This is a genomic window from Novipirellula methanifontis (assembly GCF_052161655.1).
Classification (GTDB): domain Bacteria; phylum Planctomycetota; class Planctomycetia; order Pirellulales; family Pirellulaceae; genus Novipirellula.
Genome location: NZ_CP197418.1, coordinates 4,674,022 through 4,690,271 on the forward strand (window position 1 = coordinate 4,674,022; position 16,250 = coordinate 4,690,271).

A 16,250-nucleotide genomic window follows, 5' to 3' on the forward strand; every position below is an offset into this window, starting at 1 on the left:
GCCAACCACCGACCGACCGAACCCTTTCCATTTCTCTTCTCCTTGGAAAGGACGCTGCCATGCAGGTCGAAATGTGGTCGCTTGATCGGATCAAGCCTTACGAAAACAATCCTCGTATCAACGACGACGCAGTTGCGGACGTCGTTCAAAGCATCAACGAATTCGGTTTCCGCCAACCTATCGTCGTTGACACCGCCGGCGTGATCATCGTCGGCCATACCCGATTCAAGGCCGCCAAGGTTTTAAACCTTGCAGAAGTCCCGGTTCACGTCGCGAAGGACATGGAACCTGAATCGGTCCGGGCCTACCGGATCGCCGACAACCGCACGGGTGAAAACGCGGAGTGGAATTACGACTTGCTGCCGCTGGAGATCAGTGCATTGCAAGAGTCGGGATTCGATTGCGAATTGCTCGGATTCGATTCGGACGAGTTGGCTAAACTGCTCGATCCGGGCGTCACGCAAGGCTTGACCGATCCGGATGACGTTCCCGAACCACCCGACGAAGCGATCACGCAACCCGGCGATCTGTGGATTCTCGGTGACCACCGGTTGTTGTGCGGCGACTCGACCAGCGCCAGTGACCTCGATCGACTCTTGGACGGCGCGAAGATCCAATTGTGCAATACAGATCCGCCGTACAACGTGAAGGTCGAACCCCGCAGCAAGAATGCGATCGCGGCCGGCAACAGTTCCTTCGAGGCCGGCAAAGGCAAAACGAAAGACGGTCCAAAGAAGATGCGAGCCAAGGACCGACCGCTGGCCAACGACTTTGTTTCGGATGAGGAATTTGACCGCTTGTTAAAAGCTTGGTTCGGCAACATCGCTCGCGTTTTGGAACCCGGTCGTTGCTTTTACATTTGGGGAGGCTTTTCGAATATCGCCAACTATCCGCCTGTCTTGTCAGCCTGCGGTCTATATTTTTCGCAGGCCATCATTTGGGACAAAATGCACCCGGTGATGACGCGCAAAGATTTCATGGGGGCACACGAGTGGGCCTTCTATGGATGGCGTGAGGGTGCCGGCCACAAATACTTTGGCCCGAATAACGCGACGGACCTGTGGCACGTCAAGAAAATCCCGCCACAGCAACTCGAACACCTCACCGGCAAGCCAGCGGAACTGGCCGTGATGGCGATGCAATATTCGTCACGCAAAGGTGACAACGTGCTCGATCTGTTCGGTGGTAGCGGATCGACACTGATCGGCGCGGAACAAACCGGCCGAAAAGCATTCTTGATGGAACTCGACCCGCCGTACTGTGACGTGATCGTTGACCGCTACCAGCGTTTCACCGGCAAGAAAGCGATCCTTGAGCGCACCGGCGAGTCTCCGATTCCCGTCGGGGCTCGCGAGGAGAATATGCGATGAGCTTGTTTACAGATCTTGGTGCGTCCATTCGCCGGCGTCGAAGATATACAGGTACTGCACGCTGCAGTTCCTGGCAAACTCGACTAACGCAATACGTGTCGGCAATACCGCGGCCGACGCCTCCGCGTCATAGTATTCGGGTTCACCCAATTCTGCATCGAGACAGCGGATGTCACCTTTCGCGATCAACGCTTCGGCGTGCTCGTAGCTCAAGTAGTTGGCGTCAAGGAGCCGGCCGGTGTGTTCCGGGTAGCCGTCGAAATGAAGGTAGGTCGCAAGGTAATCGCCGGCGGTTCGGCGGATTGCGATCGTGGCTCTTGTCGACATGGATTCAAGTCCTCATTGATTGTCGGCCGCCGGCGGTCCAATCCGCTCGACGACATCCGGTGGAATGGAAAGCATCAGTGCCCGACCGTTGTCCCAATCGACATCGACTTGCGTCCACTCGCTATGCGGATACACGCCGACCACCGTTCCGGTGGTGCCAGCGGGAATCGGGTCGGGGTCGTCGGTCATCGAAACCAGGCGGACACGATCGCCCGCCTTGATGTTTACCTTGTGGTTCATCAGTTGCGGACTCCGTTGGTTTCGTCCAGCAGTGCTGCAACCTCGGAGAGCTGGGCGTTTATCAGGTTGATCGCCCGGGCATGCATCCAACGCAGGTCATTATTGTCGGGCCGAACCATGCGATCGAGTTGCAGTTCGATGTGCTGCAACAGGTCGCGGGCGATTAAGTGGCCGTGCTCATAAGCCGGTCCCGGTTCGATCGGCCGCGCGTGAAGGGTTTGCGTGTTGGGCATGTTGTTGCTCCGTTTGAGAAAGAAATCTTGAAAACTGTTTCGGTGACACACATCAGCCATGACCGCCCGGCAACATCAAGCAAACTCTGGCAAACATCTGAAAAGAATTTGAATGTTTTACGCCGGCGGAAAATGACCGCGACAAACGCCGCGTGTCGGCCGATTACAGACGGACGGCCGACGCCCCTAAAGACGAGAAAACGCCCGGCCGTGGCCAACGTCGGGCGTGTGTGGCGAAGCGTCGGTGATAACGAAGGGTGCTCGCGTTTACAGCCCGTGTGGAACCAAAACGTACGAACCGGCACCCGTGACCGGATAGGAATCGCCATCGGCCGTTCGGGCGAAAAGAGCATCCCCGTCTCGAAAGACATACTCGACCGTGCCCGATGCAACCGCTTCGTTCTTGATCGTTCGCAGGTCGTAGGTCACGCCTGGTTCCGGCGTGGCTCGTTCACCTTCGCTCAAATCATTGACTTCCCGCAGATCATAAAAATGCTTTTGCATTGCAGTCATCCTTATTGTTTAGGTGCGAACCGTGAACCGGCCGCGCTGCGTTTTGACGAACCGGCTTTCGTCGCCGCGTTTGAGGTCACGCAGGATCGCCGAATACAACGTCGCGTGCGGCGTCTTGCCTCCGGGGCTTTCCCAAAGGTTTTGTTCGACCATCGCGGTGATCATTTCCTGGGCGTTCATCGGTTCGCCACAGGATTCCAAAACCTGCAAAGCCGCTTTCACACACGACAGTTTTTTCTCGCCGCCGGCCGTTTCGTTCGCGGATTGGTTCGCCGGCTTTGCGACGTGTTTACGAACGCGAGTCTCAGTGGCCGGCGTCGGTTGTCGCGCCGGTCCTTGCAGCCGTCCGGCGGTTTTGATCCGCACTTTTTTGTTGGTTGTCAGGTTCGTCGCCTCCCAACCGCCGGAGGAATGCTCCGCATCGATTCGCACGACCACTTTCTTGTTCGTGACGTTTGCGTAGTACTCTCCGCCAATCTTTACATCTTCCTTTTTCATCTTCGTGTCTCCCAAATTGTGTTCATGGTTGGCTGCCATCGTCAGGCCGCGGGAACCATCCGCGACAACGCCCATTTGCGTTTCGGCTTTCGTCCATGTGCGTCGTGCCGCGGTTCCGTCCGCGGCGGTTGCCTTGCGGCAGGCGGCCTACACAACCGCACCCAGGTAGCTTTTGTTGAGCCGGTCGAGCATCTCGCAAAAGAGGTAGTGTTCTTCCAAAAGTGGGCCGTTTGGCCCGAAGTCGGCGTCGGCCTTTTCAAGGGCGTCGACCAAGGGGCGAAGGTTGTCGGCGATCCGGTAGTACGATTCGCGAATGTCTTGGTATGTCGCCGGGTCGAGTTTTTTCATCTCGGTGCGAAGGGCGGCGGCCTTGGTCTTTTGGGTTTCGTTCATGGCCATGGTTCGGTCTCTCGTGGAAAAGGTTTTGAAATCATTTTGCCGTTTGGCGTTAACACACATGAGCCATGGATTCCGAGAAAGCTCAAGCGAAGTCACAAAACAAATTCAAATGTTTGGAAGGTTTTTCGATGTCCGCGACGTGGCCGACAAACGCAACGTGTCGTGTTGATGCCAGAAGCCGGCAAAGCATTCGAAAACTTAGAAACGCCGCGACGTCGAGCGAACGTCGCGGCGTGTGGGCAAATGAAAAAGAAGTTAGCTGGCATCCGTCGGCGTGAATCGTTTTTTCAATTGTTGGAGTTGTTCGCAAAGGTGTTTCAGCGAGCCAACGTGGTCCCATCCGATTACCGGGCCGTCGTCGCTTGGTGCCGGCGTGTCTTCGAGGTGTTGGTGCAAGTCTTCGAGAAGAGTCAAAGCCCGAATGTGAGCGGTGGTGTATTCGGCTTCAATGCGTTGGTGATTGTTGGGGTTGGCCATGGTGGCGTCTCCGATTGCGGAAAGAGAAAGAATCGTTTCGGTGACACACGTGAGCCATGCGTCGCCGGAATTAGCAAGCGAAGTTCGGGAAAGTTTCAAAATGTTTCCCGAACTCGCATTTCCAAGCCGCCTTCAAGAGTCGCGGCAGGTTTCCCATGCTCGTTTGCTGCCGTAGCAGATCTGGCCGCCTTCGACGATGTAGACCATCGCGTCATCGGCAACATCCTGGTCGTCGAAGAATTCGCTGGGGTCGTCCTCGCTCGCCTCATTCATCTCCGCACCGCAAGTCACGCCTGCAATGCGATTTTCGAAAGGCCAGTTTTGTTGCGTCATCAAACGCACTTCGCAGTCTTCGCCATGTGCGTCTTGGTACTCTTCGAGCAGCGAAATCAGTTGGCTGATGGTCATGTTTACGTCTCCGTATGGGTGAGTGAAAAACCGTCTTGCGATGACACACATGAGCCATGCGTTTTGCGCTGTAGCAAGCCAATTCCGTCAACAATTTGCAGCGTTTTTTCCTGTTTTTTGGATGTCGCCGACGTGGCCGACAGAGGCCGTGTGTCGAGTTGTTGCACGCAGTCGCCTGTTACCTATGACGTACCGGAAGAAACCGTCATATCGCGAAATCCGCCACAAGAAAACGAAGAAACGCCGCAGGGCGAACTGCGGCGTTGGCGACGCGACAGGCCGCCGGCAGTCAAACCGCGCGGTCGTACTTGCGAGCCATTTCGAGAAGTTTCTGTTTGACAGGTTTCCAATCGCAGGTTTGGTCGCCGGCGGTAAGTTCGCCGAACCGTTTGTTGCGCAGTTCGCCCTTGTACCAACCCTTCGTCCAACCGAGTCGGTAGAAGAGCCGGTTGAGTTCCGTTTCACCTTCGCCGGCACCCGGTCGGTCCCAGCAAGATTTGGTGCCGGGCTTTTTGGCGTAGTCCCAACCCGCGCATCGTTTGCTATTCAGGGCAAGTTCGACCAATCCGAGTACGAGTTGCAGATAGCCGGCGATCTTGTCTTTGTTCAAGCTGCCGGCGAAGGCTCGGATCTCGATGCGGTTCTTGCCGCGGGCAAGGTGCGTGAGGTTCAGCAGGTGGTAGCGGTCCGATTCGCATTGGCGTTTTGCCGCGTCCTTGTTGCCGTAGTCCTTGATCCGTTTCGCCCAGCGGTTTTGTTCGCGACGTCGTGTGCCCGTCGAAGCGTAGATGGCCCGTTCGTGGTTGCCGATCAGCGAGATCAGCCGCGAAAGGGCCGCCGCGTCGTTGCCAAAGCTGACCGTTACATGAATGCCGGTGGAGTAGTTGACCTTCCCGCCGCGGGCCGTGATTGCGTCGACCGCGGTCAAGACACTTTGCAGGCCTTCGTATCCGCGAAGGACCGGTGAAACAAATTCGCATCCCTTTCGGTTGGGGGCGAGCGTTTGAATACTGCTGTCGCGTTCGGCTTTCCAACCCGCCGGCAGCCAAGCGACCGGCAATCCGTTGTGGTAGCCGCCGATTGGCGTGGTGTCGGTGGCAGGCATGGTGGTTTCCAGTTCGATGCCGAAAGCGATGTCGTTAGCGTTCATGTTTGTGTCTCCGAAAGGCGTGTGAATTCGTTTGTTGAATGCACATGGAGCCATGCGTTTCGAGACACCTCAAGCGAAGCTCGGCAGTAATCTTTCAGTAATTCGCAGCTTTCCGTTCATCGCAACACGCGGCCAAATTTGGCCCAACGTGGCCGGCCGAAACAAGCGGCCGACCATGCCAAACATGCGTTTCATCGCGAGAGTCGCCCGCGTGTCGGGCGTCTTACGATTCCTCCCAATGAGCCTGTTATGGAAGACAAACCCGGCACAGTGAACCCAAACCGTTTGACGGTTGAACAATTGGCAAAATTGCTGACTAATTCGTACCGCCAGCAGGTGCCGGCCACGCAAATCGAAGCCGATCGAGCCGCCGGCGCACCGACCAACTCAGACGGAACGATCAACCTCGCTCACTACGCTGCTTGGCTCTTGCAGGAGAAACACCGTGGCGAATGACATTCAAAGGATGAAACCAAGTGCGTGTTGCCGGACGCTCAACAGCACACCGCTAGGTACGGTCATCAACGAGCGACAGCTTTATCGCTATCGAACCGAAGCCGGCATTCGGATCGGCGACGGCACCCACGTTGACCTACTCAAGTTCACCGCCTGGCTAATCGAGAAACGGCATTCGCCTAAGCCGCCGGTGGATGATGATCCGTATGCAAAGGTCAAAGAGAAGGCTCGCGCTCGCAACGCCGCCGTTGCTCTAGCCGGCCGCGATATCGGCGATCTTCCGACGGTCGAAGATCCGGAGCGAAAAGCAAAAGCCGCCGGATCTTTTCGGTTCTTCTGCGAAGCCTATTTCAAATTGACCTTCCATCTCGATTGGTCGCCCGATCACATCAAGGTCATCAACAAAATCGAAGAGGCAGTCGTTCGCGGCGGACTATTCTCGCTCGCTATGGCACGCGGATCGGGCAAGAGTTCGCTCGCTGAGGTCGCGTGCATCTGGGCTGTGCTCAACGGCTACCGCGATTTCGTGTGCCTGATCGGTAGCGATGAAGGTCACGCCTGCGACATGCTTGATTCGATCAAAACCGAACTCGACGCCAACGAAAAGTTGCTGGCCGACTATCCGGAGGTTTGCTTTCCGATTCAAGCGTTGGACGGGATCGCAAACCGAGCCAATGGCCAACTCTACCAGGGCAAACGAACGCAGATTGGTTGGACCGCCAAAGAGGTCGTTCTACCGACGATTGCCGATAGCAAGGCAAGCGGAGCGATCATCAAGGTCGCCGGGCTGACCGGACGCATTCGAGGCATGAAGTTTAAACGCCCCGACGGAAAAACCGTGCGACCGTCGCTTGTGGTCTTGGACGACCCGCAAACCGACGAATCCGCCCGTTCGCTTTCCCAGTGCGCCAACCGCGAAGCGATCCTTGCCGGTGCGGTGCTCGGACTTGCCGGTCCAGGCAAAAAAATCTCCGGCATCATGCCATGCACTGTCATTCGCCCGGGCGACATGGCCGACAATATCCTCGATCGTGACAAGCACCCGGAATGGAATGGCGAACGCACCCGCATGGTCGATTCGTTCCCAACCAACGAAACACTCTGGGAACGCTACGCCGAGATTCGCGGAGAGGGATTCCGAGCGGGCGACGGCGGTGCGGCCAGCACCGAGTACTATCGGCAAAATCGCGAAGCGATGGATGCCGGCGCGTCCGTCTCATGGAAAGAACGGTTCAACGACGACGAATTGTCAGCGATTCAGCATGCGATGAATCTGAAACTCCAAGACGAAGCCGCGTTTTTCGCCGAGTATCAAAACGAACCGATGCCCGAAGAGATGGTCGATGCTGATCAATTGACCGCGGATCAAGTTGCATCCAAAATCAACAACATGCCGCGGCATTCAATCCCGATCGCCGGCAACCATCTCACCGCGTTCATTGACGTTCAAGGTAAGTTGCTTTTCTACGTTGTCGCCGCTTGGGAAGACGACTTCACTGGCTACGTCGTCGACTATGGAACGTATCCAGACCAACAGCGAGCGCATTTCACGCTTCGCGACGCTCGCCACACGTTGGAGAACGCAACCGAGGGCACTGGCCTTGAAGGTAGCATCTTCGCCGGCCTTGAATCGCTAACCGAAAACTTGCTCGGCCGCGAATGGCAACGCGACGACGGTGCCGCGATGAAGATCGGCCGGTGCTTGATTGATGCGAACTGGGGACATTCGACCAACGTCGTTTATCAATTTTGCCGGCAAAGCCCTCACGCCTCGGTCTTGCTGCCATCGCACGGCCGGTTTGTAGGTGCGTCGTCCAATCCTTTCAGCGAATACAAACGCCGGCCTGGCGATCGCGTTGGCCTCAACTGGCGGGTGCCAACGATCCACGGTAAACGCGCCATCCGCCACGTGATCTACGACACGAACTGGTGGAAGTCCTTCACACACGCACGACTCGCCGTCGCGATGGGCGATCGAGGCTGCCTCTCCATCTTCGGCGATCGCGCCGAACAGCACCGCATGTTTGCCGAACAAGTCACCGCCGAGTACTTCATCAAGACCGAGGGACGCGGTCGCACGGTCGACGAATGGAAAGCCCGTCCCGAACAGCCGGATAACCACTGGCTCGACTGCTTGGTGGGTTGCGCGGTCGCTGCGTCCATGCAAGGTGCATTGTTGTTCGGGACCGACTTGCCGGCCGTTCCAAGACGGCAGCGCATCTCATTCAAGGAAATGCAGCGTCGCAAACGTTCGTGAGCAAACTATTTTCAAAAAAACCGGTTCGCTTTTCGTGATTTGACGTTTTCTTCCGGTAGGTCTACAGGCAGAGAGATGTCGCTACTCACATCGGACAAGATTTTGCCAGACGACCTCGAAGACGAAATTCGCGATAACGCAACCGGACCGGCGAAGGCGTCAGGCGACGCGGGAAGCATCGAACAACACAAGTTGACCGACCAGATCGCGGCCGACAAACACCTCGCCGGCAAGAAGGCCGTGGCGAAACCTCATCGCGGACTTCGCTTCAACAAGATCGTGCCACCGTCGGCTGGCTGATCATTCTTCTCATTCATCACGATCACAGGGCTGCCGGGGACGGCAATAGGATATCAACACGGATGTTGAAGCGTTTGTCAGGGATAATCGAGCAAGCATGGCGCGGCGGAGCTTCTCGCTCCTCATCCACGTTAGGACGCTCACCCCGGCATCCCTTCTTTTCACGTCTTCGTGCAAAGTACGACGCGGCCAATACGACTCTCGACAACATGAAACATTGGTCGCGGGCCGATGGTTTGTCGGCCGCGGCTGCGAACAGTCCTGATGTGAGGCGAACGCTTCGCAACCGTTCGCGATACGAGGTCGCCAATAACAGCTACGCTCGCGGCATTACATTGACGCTGGCCAACGATGTGGTCGGCACCGGTCCAAGGCTGCAAATGCTGACGGCGAACGACGCCGCGAACCGTTTTGTTGAATCAGAATTCTATGCTTGGGCCGAATCCGTTGGGCTAGCCGAAAAGCTGCGAACCATGCGGCTATCTCGCGTTGCCGATGGCGAATCCTTTGCTTTACTTACCAACAATCAACGCGTCGACGCAGCTGTAAAGCTGGACTTGCGGTTGATCGAAGCCGACCAGGTTGCCTCTCCGACACTCGCCCCTGACAACGGGCGATACCTCGATGGCATTCGCTTCGATGCGGACGGCAACCCGATTGCTTATGACGTGCTGCGGAACCATCCCGGCGATGGGCTTTTCCTACTTGACGATGAATACGACACCGTGCCGGCCGCCGCAGTGCTGCACTACTTTCGCTGTGACCGTCCAGGACAAATTCGCGGCATCCCGGACATTACGCCAGCGCTGCCGCTATTTGCACAACTCCGCCGGTTCACGCTCGCGGTGCTTTCAGCGGCTGAAACGGCCGCCGAGTTCGCCGGCATCCTCTACACCGATGCGCCGGCCAATGGGGAAGCCGATGCGGCCGAACCTTTCGAGCCGATCGAACTCGAAAAACGAATGCTGCTGACGATGCCGGGCGGCTGGAAGATGGCTCAGATGAAGTCGGAGCAACCTTCGACGACCTACGCGGAGTTCAAGAAAGAGATTCTCAACGAAATCGCCCGCTGTTTGAACATGCCATTCAACGTCGCCGCTGGAAATTCGTCGGGCTACAACTACGCCAGCGGGCGACTCGATCACCAAACTTATTTCAAGTCGATCCGCGTTGAACAAACGCAACTCGCTCGTGTTGTCTTGGATCGCATTCTGACTGCGTGGATCCGCGAAGCCATTCTCATCGAAGGCTATCTGCCCCATTCGCTTCGCACGCTCGATTCCACATTCGAGCACCAATGGTTTTGGGATGGTCACGAGCATGTCGATCCCGCCAAAGAAGCCAACGCCCAGAAAATCCGTCTCGCCAGCCATACGACGACTCTGGCCATCGAATTTGCGCGGCAGGGGCGTGACTGGGAGACGGAACTTAAACAACGTGCCAAAGAATTGGCATTGATGCGCGAACTCGGCCTGTCGATCGAGTCCGACACTGATACTCCACCCGAATCCCCGGTCACGCAAGACGATGCCAAAGAAGCTGAACAACAAGCCGCTTGAAGCGGAAGCTGAATCTGTCCCCAGTTCGCTGCGAATCGTTTGTGATGACGCGGCGACGATTACGCTTGCGGCAGTCAAAACGCCTGAAGAGGGCAAGCCGTCGCTGCGTAAGTTCTCGATGACCGCGTACACCGGCGGTGCGATGCGGCTGGGCGGATGGCCCTACCCAGTCGTCGTTGATCTGGCTGGGATGCGAGTGACTCGAAAGTCACGACCGATTCTGAAGGATCATGATCGCGGCAGCATCGTCGGTCACACCGATGACATCGCGATCACCGACAAGTCACTCGAAGTCGCTGGGGTGATTTCCGGAGTGGGTGCCACGGCCCAAGAAGTCATCGCCACCAGCGAGAATGGGTTCCCTTGGCAAGCATCGCTCGGTGCGAGTGCCGACAAGGTTGTTTTCATTCCCGAAGGCAAGTCGGCGAACGCCAACGATCGCGAGTTCAAAGGCCCTGTCTACATCGCCCGCAAATCGACCCTGGGTGAAGTTTCATTCGTCGCCCTCGGCGCCGACGACAACACCGAGGCACGTGTGGCGGCGGGGCTAGCGGATGGCGACGGACCAAATGAAAGCGAAACTGACAAAACCGAATCCACGGATGACCTCGAACCCGTCAACGCAAGTTTGAATATGAGCACGAAGCCCAAGACCGAACCGAAACACCCCAAGCCGACCTCGCCGGTTGACGAAATGCGTGCCGAGGCTGCGGCCGAGTCTCGCCGCATTGCCGGCATTCGGAAACTTTGTGCCGGCATCCATGTGGACATCGAAGCCGACGCGATCGAGCAAGGCTGGTCCACCACTAAGACGGAACTTGCCGTGCTACGAAGCGAACGTCCCAAAGCTCCAGAGCAAACCCAAAACTCACCGCGTTACAGCCGCGAAGTCCTCGAGGCCGCAGCATGTTTGTCGGTAGGGATCGAGGAAAAACAACTGTTATCTGCCTACGGCGAGAAGACTCTCAACGCCGCGGATCCGCTGCGGCATATCGGTTTACGTGAACTGGTTGCCGAGTGTGCTCGCATGGAAGGCATCGAAGTGCCACGAGTGTTCGGCGATGGAACGGCCACCATTCGTGCCGGTTTCTCGTCGATGAGCTTGCCGTCGATCATGGAAAACGTCATGAACAAGACGTTGCTGGCGGCATACCAAAACACGCCGATCGCTGCATTTGATTTGTGTAGTGTCGGAACTGTGACCGACTTTAAAGAGGTCGCCCGGTATCGTTTGCTTGGGACCGGCGGTTTTGAGCAAGTCGCCCCGGACGGGGAACTGAAGCACGGCAAATTGTCGGATCAAAAATTCAGTAACAAGGCCGACACGTACGGGCAGATCCTGACGCTGACGCGACACGACATCATCAACGACGACTTGTCGGCGTTCATGGACATCCCACGCCAAATGGGACGCTCCGGTGCCGAATCGATCGACGATCTGTTCTTCACGTTGCTGCTGAAGAACGCAGGCTTCTTCTCCTCAGGCAACGCGAACCTGCTAACAGGTGCCGACACCAAGTTCGGTCCCGATGCTTTGACCGTCGCCAAGACGACCTTCCGCAAGCAAAAGGCCGGCCCCGGCGGGAAGCCCAAAGACCAAAAGCCGATCAATATTCGGCCCGAGTACTTGGTGGTTCCGGTGGAACTTGAAACCGAAGCTGAACTGCTGATGGGCTCATCCCAATTGATGATCGATGCTCAAGGTTCGCCGACCAAGATCCCGGTCGATAACCCGCACCGCAATAAGTACCGGATCATCAGTACGCCTCACCTGTCGGATTCGTACTACACCGGCGCGAGCGGCACCGCGTGGTATCTGTTCGCCAACCCCAACGTGCTGCCAGCGTTTGAGATTGTGTTCCTCAATGGACGCCGCACGCCGGTGATCGAACGAGTCGAAATGCCGCCGAACACGCTCGGAATGGGCTTTCGCAGCTACATCGACTTTGGTGTGAATTCTCAAGACCACCGAGCCGCCGTGAAGGTCACCGGCGAAGCGTGAGCCGTGGGATAGGCATCCGCCTTTCCTAACAACCAACCAGTTCACTTCCATTTGAGGTTTTCATGTCTTCAGCAGAGTTCGTTTATGACGGATCGGCGATCGATCACACGCCTGACGCCGATCTTGCAATGGGTGAAATCGTGGTGCAAGGCGATCTCGTCGGCATCACTAAGCGAGCAATCAAAGCCGACACGCTCGGCGCTATCGCCGTCGAAGGCGTTTTTGACGTTCCGAAGACTCCCGCCAGTGCCGTTGCATTCACCGTCGGTCAGAAAGTCTATGTCGACGGAAGCAACGAGCCGCAGACGACGGCCACCGGAAACAAGCTCCTTGGCAAAGCGGTGCTCGCCGCAGCCGCCGACGATGACAACGTGCGTGTGCGTCTGAGCCAATAAAGAAGGGAAGTTGACTCGCGATGCCCGCAACTTTCCTGCACGACGGTTCGACTATTGATTTCGTCCCCGCGGATGATGTGCCCGCTGGTTCGATCGTTGTGCTGGGGGAACTTGTTGGGATCAGCAAATTCTTCGTTGCAGCCGGTCAGACCGGGGGACTTTCTGTTCGCGGTGTTTTTGACGTGCTGAAAGACCCGTCGACCAACATCGACGTTGGCACTCGGCTTTATTGGTCTACCGCCAGCTGGCATGTGGTCAAGACGAGTGGCGGTCACCCGCTGCTTGGCAAAGCAATCCGGCCCGCGCTGCCGGGCAGCTCCATTGTTCGCGTCCTGCTGACGCAGTAAATCCCGTTCATCTTGAAAAGGAAAACCACGTGAGAGGATTTCTGCGTGCATTTTTCGCCGCCGGACTGCTCCTGTGTGCCACAGGATGTTTGCCGGATCATCCGGTACAAGTCAAGCCGCTTCCTGCACCGCCAGCGGAACAGCCGGTTGCGAATCTGCCCTCCCAGCTTCATCAACGTAACTGGACTGGCAGTCTGAATCAGGGTAGCTGCGTCCATGCGTCGCTGGTCAATCACCTTCGCTGGCTGAACCTGTTCGAACTCGGCGAACGTTGGCGGGCGACCTACAGCGATGGCGAGTGGGACTCTCGATTGCGAAGTCGACTTGATGCGGCGGATATCGATTACAGCTACACCGTCAAAGCCGACCCACGTTTTCTTGATTGGGCTACGGCAACTCGGCGAGGGGCAATCCTGTGGTGGAAGCCAGCTCACTGCTGCACCTTCGTCGGTTGGGTCAACCGAGACGGGCGTCAGTACGCAGCGATTCTCGACAACAACTATCCCGGACGGTTTGAACTCACGCCACGTGAGCAGTTCGTCCGCTTATGGGCGGGTTATGGCGGCTTCGCGTTGACCGTTTTGGAAGACCCCGCCAGTTCTTTGCCTTATCCAAGTTACGAGGTCATCGAGTGAAAGACGAAATTCAAATTCGACTAAGCGTGGGACTGATCGCCGTTGCGGTCATCCATGCTGTACTGCTGGCAGCAGTGTTTACCGCATTGCATTCCCCGGCGCCTGCACCGCAAGAATCTTCATGGAAGTTACCTCCGGCCAGACCGCTTGCACCTCCGACCGGCCAGATTGAAAAGTTGCAGGAACCACAGCGAGTCAATCTTGGTGCTCAGGGCGAGCTGAAGCAACAAACTGGTCAGCCATGTGGCCCCTGTCCTCCGACGTCCCAGCCATCGCGTTTAATGCCGACCGCGCCGACAGTGCGTCCGTATCATGTGACGCCAACTTCGTCGCCTGCCACCTTGACCGTTCCGGCGCCGATTGTGGTAAGTCCTGCATCCAGCTCCAAGCCGGCACCCGCGCGAAAGCAATATCAAATTGCTCTCTTCGTTGGTAGCGATGCGAAGAGTCAACAGCTCCTGGAATGGTTCAATCGCGACAAACAGCTGACAAGACTCAAGTCGGTTTGCGAATTTCAGGTTTACACGTCGGGCAACGCCCTCTATCGGACTCGATTTGAAGAGATCGTGCCAGTCAATCAGTTCCCGGTGGTGTTGTTCCAGGACGCAAATGGGGGACACGTTCATGCGGCGGGACACACGATGCTCCCCTCGACCGCCGCCGAACTTTACGACGACCTGCGGCACGGGTACGAACTTTATCAACAGACCCGTCAAGCTCAGCGGACCGGTGCTCTCAAAACCCGCGGCTATTCTTGGGACGATGCTATCTCGCCAACGCTGCAGCTCTCCTCACAGGACTGTCCCGACGGATACTGTCCCGTTGAACCAAACGATAACTGGCGTCCATTCGACCGAGACCGCGACGTCGACCGTGACCGGCTATTTGACCGCGATCTTGGCGGTCGCAACGCCTTGATCTGGGCCGGGGCCGGCGAACTGGCCACGCTCGCCCTGATCGTTGTCGCCATCATCCTACTCGGATTCATTCTCATCAAGCGAGGCATGTGAAGCTCATGATTCTAGGAATCGCAACCGTAGTTGTTCTAGTTCTCCTCGCCGTGGCATTGCTGCCGAATAAGAAACGTGACGGAGGCGGGAACGCACTGGGCGGAGCAAACAGTCCGCTTCATCCGTTCTCACGCCAACTCAATTTTCGGCAGCAACAGTTGCAAGAAGAAGCCGAGGCGATCTCGGATGAGTATCAACGTCGTGCAAATGAAGCGTGGCGTGACGAACTTGGTGAGAAAGCCGCTGCGTTGTTGCAGTCGAAACGCCCCATTAATTCGCGGGCGGGAAGTAAGTCGTGAGCGACATGCATCAGCGAGGCCAGTCTTGGTTAGCGGAAAAGATGACCAAGCACGCTTCGCGAACCGTTGTCTATCAGCGTGAAGAATTATCCGCTGAGCTATCGGCGACGATCGGCAAGTCGGAATACGAACAAGACGACGGCGAGGGCATCATCACCCGTGCTCAGGTTCGTGACTTTCTGATCAACACGAAGGATCTGTTGCAGTCCGACATCGGTACATGGCCTCGCCGCGGTGATCGCATTCTGGAAACCGACGGCGCCACGACGTTCGTGTACGAGCTGATGTCGATCGGAAACGAACCGCCCTGGCGTTACAGCGACCCCTTCCGCGTCAAACTTCGCATTCACACCAAACTGGTTGATACGATCACATGACAACATCGACACCCGCAACGGTCATTCAAATTACCGACAGCGTCGTCGCTGAAATCAATGCCGGCGAGTTTTCAAAGAAAAACCTCGCTGCACAACGATTGTATGTTCCCAACTTCGATCTCGAAGACATGAAGGAGCTGCGAGTTACCGTGGTGCCACGTGAGGTCGAATACTTGCCGCTCGATCGAGTCAGCAACAAGTTTCACGCGACGATCGATGTGGCCATCCAAAAGAAGTTCAGCAAGGGCGATGCAAAAGAAATCGACCCGCTTGTGTTCTTCGTTGAAGAACTGGCCGACTACTTCCGACTCAAACGGCTCAACTCTTTCGTCGCCGCTCGCTGTGTTAAGGTCGAAAACGCTGTCCTGTACTCCACCGAACATTGGACGCAGTTCAATCAATTCACGAGTTTGCTGACGTTGACATTTGAGCTCGCGAAGTGATCCAGATCCGAACACGGGTCCATTTTGATCAAGCGAAAGTCCAGAAGAAAGTTCAAGCCGCCAATTTCCGCTCGCTTGGTCATGCCGCCGCGACCATTCGGATAACCGCGAAGCGATCGATCCGAAAACGGAAGAAGCCGTCGAGTCCTGGTTCGCCACCACACACGCAGACCGGCATGCTTCGCCGCGTGATTCGCTACGAGGTGAATCGGGACCGTGAAGAGGCAGTAATAGGCCCGGTCAACGAAATCGCTGGTCGCCTGTGGAACCTACACGAGTTCGGCGGTGTTGTCACAAAGCGACGCAAACTGAAGCGTCACCGCTTCCAGGTTGGCCAACACGGTCCGATCCGCGTGGCAGCACCCGGCAAGTTTGTTCGCACGCTTTTGCAAAGCGCCGCCCAGGCCAATCGTGCCACACGGTTGGTTGAGGAAGAAAACGAACGCCGCGGCGCAAACAAGCCGCGACGTTATCCCAAACGTCCATTCATGAAACCGGCCCTGCTAGCCAACCAATCACGTCTACCCAAGTTCTGGCGTGACTCCGTCAAGTAAA

23 protein-coding genes and 1 other RNA gene are annotated in these 16,250 nt (G+C 56.8%); 14 read left to right on the forward strand and 10 right to left on the reverse strand.

Translation table 11 applies throughout. From position 1 onward, the window contains the following. Positions 1–59: 59 nt before the first annotated feature. Positions 60–1,370, forward strand: a complete 1,311-nt coding sequence (locus SH528x_RS16535; RefSeq protein WP_442511625.1) for a DNA modification methylase — start codon at positions 60–62, stop codon at positions 1,368–1,370. 6 nt (positions 1,371–1,376) lie between these two features. On the opposite strand, the gene SH528x_RS16540 is transcribed toward SH528x_RS16535, so the two are convergent. The 10 genes from SH528x_RS16540 to SH528x_RS16585 all read right to left on the reverse strand — a co-directional run bounded on the left by SH528x_RS16540 (position 1,377) and on the right by SH528x_RS16585 (position 5,615). Next, on the reverse strand, positions 1,377–1,697 hold the full coding sequence (locus SH528x_RS16540; RefSeq protein WP_442511626.1) for a hypothetical protein: 321 nt from the start codon (positions 1,695–1,697) through the stop codon (positions 1,377–1,379). Between the two features lie 12 nt (positions 1,698–1,709). Then, positions 1,710–1,937 carry a DUF4314 domain-containing protein gene (locus tag SH528x_RS16545; RefSeq protein WP_442511627.1) on the reverse strand — a complete coding sequence of 76 codons (228 nt, stop codon included), beginning with the start codon at positions 1,935–1,937 and terminating at the stop codon, positions 1,710–1,712. Beyond that, on the reverse strand, positions 1,937–2,170 hold the full coding sequence (locus SH528x_RS16550) for a hypothetical protein (protein ID WP_442511628.1): 234 nt from the start codon (positions 2,168–2,170) through the stop codon (positions 1,937–1,939). Before SH528x_RS16550 ends, SH528x_RS16545 begins: the two co-directional genes overlap by 1 nt. A gap of 267 nt (positions 2,171–2,437) precedes the next feature. After that, the gene (locus tag SH528x_RS16555) at positions 2,438–2,674 is read right to left on the reverse strand and encodes a hypothetical protein (protein ID WP_442511629.1); all 237 of its coding nucleotides are present in this window, start codon (positions 2,672–2,674) and stop codon (positions 2,438–2,440) included. Positions 2,675–2,692: 18 nt separating this feature from the next. Continuing rightward, positions 2,693–3,181, reverse strand: coding sequence for a winged helix-turn-helix domain-containing protein (locus tag SH528x_RS16560; protein WP_442511630.1), 489 nt, complete (start codon positions 3,179–3,181; stop codon positions 2,693–2,695). A 26-nt stretch (positions 3,182–3,207) separates the two neighbouring features. Next, positions 3,208–3,269: hammerhead ribozyme type II (locus SH528x_RS16565), an RNA gene on the reverse strand. A gap of 59 nt (positions 3,270–3,328) precedes the next feature. Beyond that, a complete protein-coding gene (locus tag SH528x_RS16570; RefSeq protein WP_442511631.1) occupies positions 3,329–3,580 on the reverse strand; it encodes a hypothetical protein in 252 nt (83 codons plus the stop codon). Between the two features lie 255 nt (positions 3,581–3,835). Further along, positions 3,836–4,057, reverse strand: coding sequence for a hypothetical protein (locus SH528x_RS16575; protein WP_442511632.1), 222 nt, complete (start codon positions 4,055–4,057; stop codon positions 3,836–3,838). A gap of 132 nt (positions 4,058–4,189) precedes the next feature. Continuing rightward, on the reverse strand, positions 4,190–4,465 hold the full coding sequence (locus SH528x_RS16580) for a hypothetical protein (protein WP_442511633.1): 276 nt from the start codon (positions 4,463–4,465) through the stop codon (positions 4,190–4,192). A 289-nt stretch (positions 4,466–4,754) separates the two neighbouring features. Then, positions 4,755–5,615, reverse strand: a complete 861-nt coding sequence (locus SH528x_RS16585; protein ID WP_442511634.1) for an amidoligase family protein — start codon at positions 5,613–5,615, stop codon at positions 4,755–4,757. A 249-nt stretch (positions 5,616–5,864) separates the two neighbouring features. On the opposite strand from SH528x_RS16585, the gene SH528x_RS16590 reads away from it, so the two are divergent. The 13 genes from SH528x_RS16590 (at position 5,865) to SH528x_RS16650 (ending at position 16,249) form a co-directional block, all read left to right on the forward strand. After that, the gene (locus SH528x_RS16590) at positions 5,865–6,071 is read left to right on the forward strand and encodes a hypothetical protein (protein WP_442511635.1); all 207 of its coding nucleotides are present in this window, start codon (positions 5,865–5,867) and stop codon (positions 6,069–6,071) included. Further along, on the forward strand, positions 6,061–8,328 hold the full coding sequence (locus tag SH528x_RS16595) for a terminase gpA endonuclease subunit (RefSeq protein ID WP_442511636.1): 2,268 nt from the start codon (positions 6,061–6,063) through the stop codon (positions 8,326–8,328). The genes SH528x_RS16590 and SH528x_RS16595 overlap by 11 nt, the downstream gene beginning before the upstream one ends. Positions 8,329–8,403: 75 nt before the next feature. Next, positions 8,404–8,628: a hypothetical protein gene (locus SH528x_RS16600; RefSeq protein ID WP_442511637.1), complete on the forward strand. Its 225-nt coding sequence runs from the start codon at positions 8,404–8,406 to the stop codon at positions 8,626–8,628. Between the two features lie 62 nt (positions 8,629–8,690). Then, the gene (locus SH528x_RS16605; protein WP_442511638.1) at positions 8,691–10,187 is read left to right on the forward strand and encodes a phage portal protein; all 1,497 of its coding nucleotides are present in this window, start codon (positions 8,691–8,693) and stop codon (positions 10,185–10,187) included. After that, a complete protein-coding gene (locus tag SH528x_RS16610; protein ID WP_442511639.1) occupies positions 10,156–12,189 on the forward strand; it encodes a phage major capsid protein in 2,034 nt (677 codons plus the stop codon). The genes SH528x_RS16605 and SH528x_RS16610 overlap by 32 nt, the downstream gene beginning before the upstream one ends. A 62-nt stretch (positions 12,190–12,251) precedes the next feature. Continuing rightward, entirely contained in the window at positions 12,252–12,584 is a 333-nt protein-coding gene (locus SH528x_RS16615; RefSeq protein ID WP_345319352.1) for a DUF2190 family protein, read from the forward strand. Positions 12,585–12,604: 20 nt separating this feature from the next. Continuing rightward, on the forward strand, positions 12,605–12,931 hold the full coding sequence (locus SH528x_RS16620; RefSeq protein WP_442511640.1) for a DUF2190 family protein: 327 nt from the start codon (positions 12,605–12,607) through the stop codon (positions 12,929–12,931). A 29-nt stretch (positions 12,932–12,960) separates the two neighbouring features. After that, complete coding sequence (locus SH528x_RS16625) at positions 12,961–13,566, forward strand: hypothetical protein (RefSeq protein WP_442511641.1); 606 nt, start codon at positions 12,961–12,963, stop codon at positions 13,564–13,566. Beyond that, entirely contained in the window at positions 13,563–14,576 is a 1,014-nt protein-coding gene (locus SH528x_RS16630; RefSeq protein ID WP_442511642.1) for a hypothetical protein, read from the forward strand. The genes SH528x_RS16625 and SH528x_RS16630 overlap by 4 nt, the downstream gene beginning before the upstream one ends. Before the next feature lie 50 nt (positions 14,577–14,626). After that, on the forward strand, positions 14,627–14,875 hold the full coding sequence (locus SH528x_RS16635) for a hypothetical protein (protein ID WP_442511643.1): 249 nt from the start codon (positions 14,627–14,629) through the stop codon (positions 14,873–14,875). A 5-nt stretch (positions 14,876–14,880) separates the two neighbouring features. Beyond that, positions 14,881–15,252, forward strand: coding sequence for a hypothetical protein (locus tag SH528x_RS16640; RefSeq protein ID WP_442512136.1), 372 nt, complete (start codon positions 14,881–14,883; stop codon positions 15,250–15,252). Next, the gene (locus SH528x_RS16645; RefSeq protein ID WP_442511644.1) at positions 15,249–15,695 is read left to right on the forward strand and encodes a hypothetical protein; all 447 of its coding nucleotides are present in this window, start codon (positions 15,249–15,251) and stop codon (positions 15,693–15,695) included. Before SH528x_RS16640 ends, SH528x_RS16645 begins: the two co-directional genes overlap by 4 nt. Further along, the gene (locus tag SH528x_RS16650; RefSeq protein WP_442511645.1) at positions 15,692–16,249 is read left to right on the forward strand and encodes a hypothetical protein; all 558 of its coding nucleotides are present in this window, start codon (positions 15,692–15,694) and stop codon (positions 16,247–16,249) included. Before SH528x_RS16645 ends, SH528x_RS16650 begins: the two co-directional genes overlap by 4 nt. Position 16,250: the final 1 nt, after the last annotated feature.

What these genes read in the sequence shown, in the direction of transcription:
- SH528x_RS16550 (WP_442511628.1), bottom strand. Translation starts at nt 2,170, where the DNA reads ATGCCCAACACGCAAACCCTTCACGCGCGGCCGATCGAACCGGGACCG.
- SH528x_RS16560 (WP_442511630.1), bottom strand. Translation starts at nt 3,181, where the DNA reads ATGAAAAAGGAAGATGTAAAGATTGGCGGAGAGTACTACGCAAACGTC.
- SH528x_RS16540 (WP_442511626.1), bottom strand. Translation starts at nt 1,697, where the DNA reads ATGTCGACAAGAGCCACGATCGCAATCCGCCGAACCGCCGGCGATTAC.
- SH528x_RS16645 (WP_442511644.1), top strand. Translation starts at nt 15,249, where the DNA reads ATGACAACATCGACACCCGCAACGGTCATTCAAATTACCGACAGCGTC.
- SH528x_RS16585 (WP_442511634.1), bottom strand. Translation starts at nt 5,615, where the DNA reads ATGAACGCTAACGACATCGCTTTCGGCATCGAACTGGAAACCACCATG.
- SH528x_RS16640 (WP_442512136.1), top strand. Translation starts at nt 14,881, where the DNA reads ATGCATCAGCGAGGCCAGTCTTGGTTAGCGGAAAAGATGACCAAGCAC.
- SH528x_RS16600 (WP_442511637.1), top strand. Translation starts at nt 8,404, where the DNA reads ATGTCGCTACTCACATCGGACAAGATTTTGCCAGACGACCTCGAAGAC.
- SH528x_RS16580 (WP_442511633.1), bottom strand. Translation starts at nt 4,465, where the DNA reads ATGACCATCAGCCAACTGATTTCGCTGCTCGAAGAGTACCAAGACGCA.
- SH528x_RS16555 (WP_442511629.1), bottom strand. Translation starts at nt 2,674, where the DNA reads ATGCAAAAGCATTTTTATGATCTGCGGGAAGTCAATGATTTGAGCGAA.
- SH528x_RS16620 (WP_442511640.1), top strand. Translation starts at nt 12,605, where the DNA reads ATGCCCGCAACTTTCCTGCACGACGGTTCGACTATTGATTTCGTCCCC.
- SH528x_RS16575 (WP_442511632.1), bottom strand. Translation starts at nt 4,057, where the DNA reads ATGGCCAACCCCAACAATCACCAACGCATTGAAGCCGAATACACCACC.
- SH528x_RS16615 (WP_345319352.1), top strand. Translation starts at nt 12,252, where the DNA reads ATGTCTTCAGCAGAGTTCGTTTATGACGGATCGGCGATCGATCACACG.
- SH528x_RS16545 (WP_442511627.1), bottom strand. Translation starts at nt 1,937, where the DNA reads ATGAACCACAAGGTAAACATCAAGGCGGGCGATCGTGTCCGCCTGGTT.
- SH528x_RS16570 (WP_442511631.1), bottom strand. Translation starts at nt 3,580, where the DNA reads ATGGCCATGAACGAAACCCAAAAGACCAAGGCCGCCGCCCTTCGCACC.
- SH528x_RS16590 (WP_442511635.1), top strand. Translation starts at nt 5,865, where the DNA reads ATGGAAGACAAACCCGGCACAGTGAACCCAAACCGTTTGACGGTTGAA.
- SH528x_RS16605 (WP_442511638.1), top strand. Translation starts at nt 8,691, where the DNA reads ATGTTGAAGCGTTTGTCAGGGATAATCGAGCAAGCATGGCGCGGCGGA.
- SH528x_RS16610 (WP_442511639.1), top strand. Translation starts at nt 10,156, where the DNA reads ATGCCAAAGAAGCTGAACAACAAGCCGCTTGAAGCGGAAGCTGAATCT.
- SH528x_RS16535 (WP_442511625.1), top strand. Translation starts at nt 60, where the DNA reads ATGCAGGTCGAAATGTGGTCGCTTGATCGGATCAAGCCTTACGAAAAC.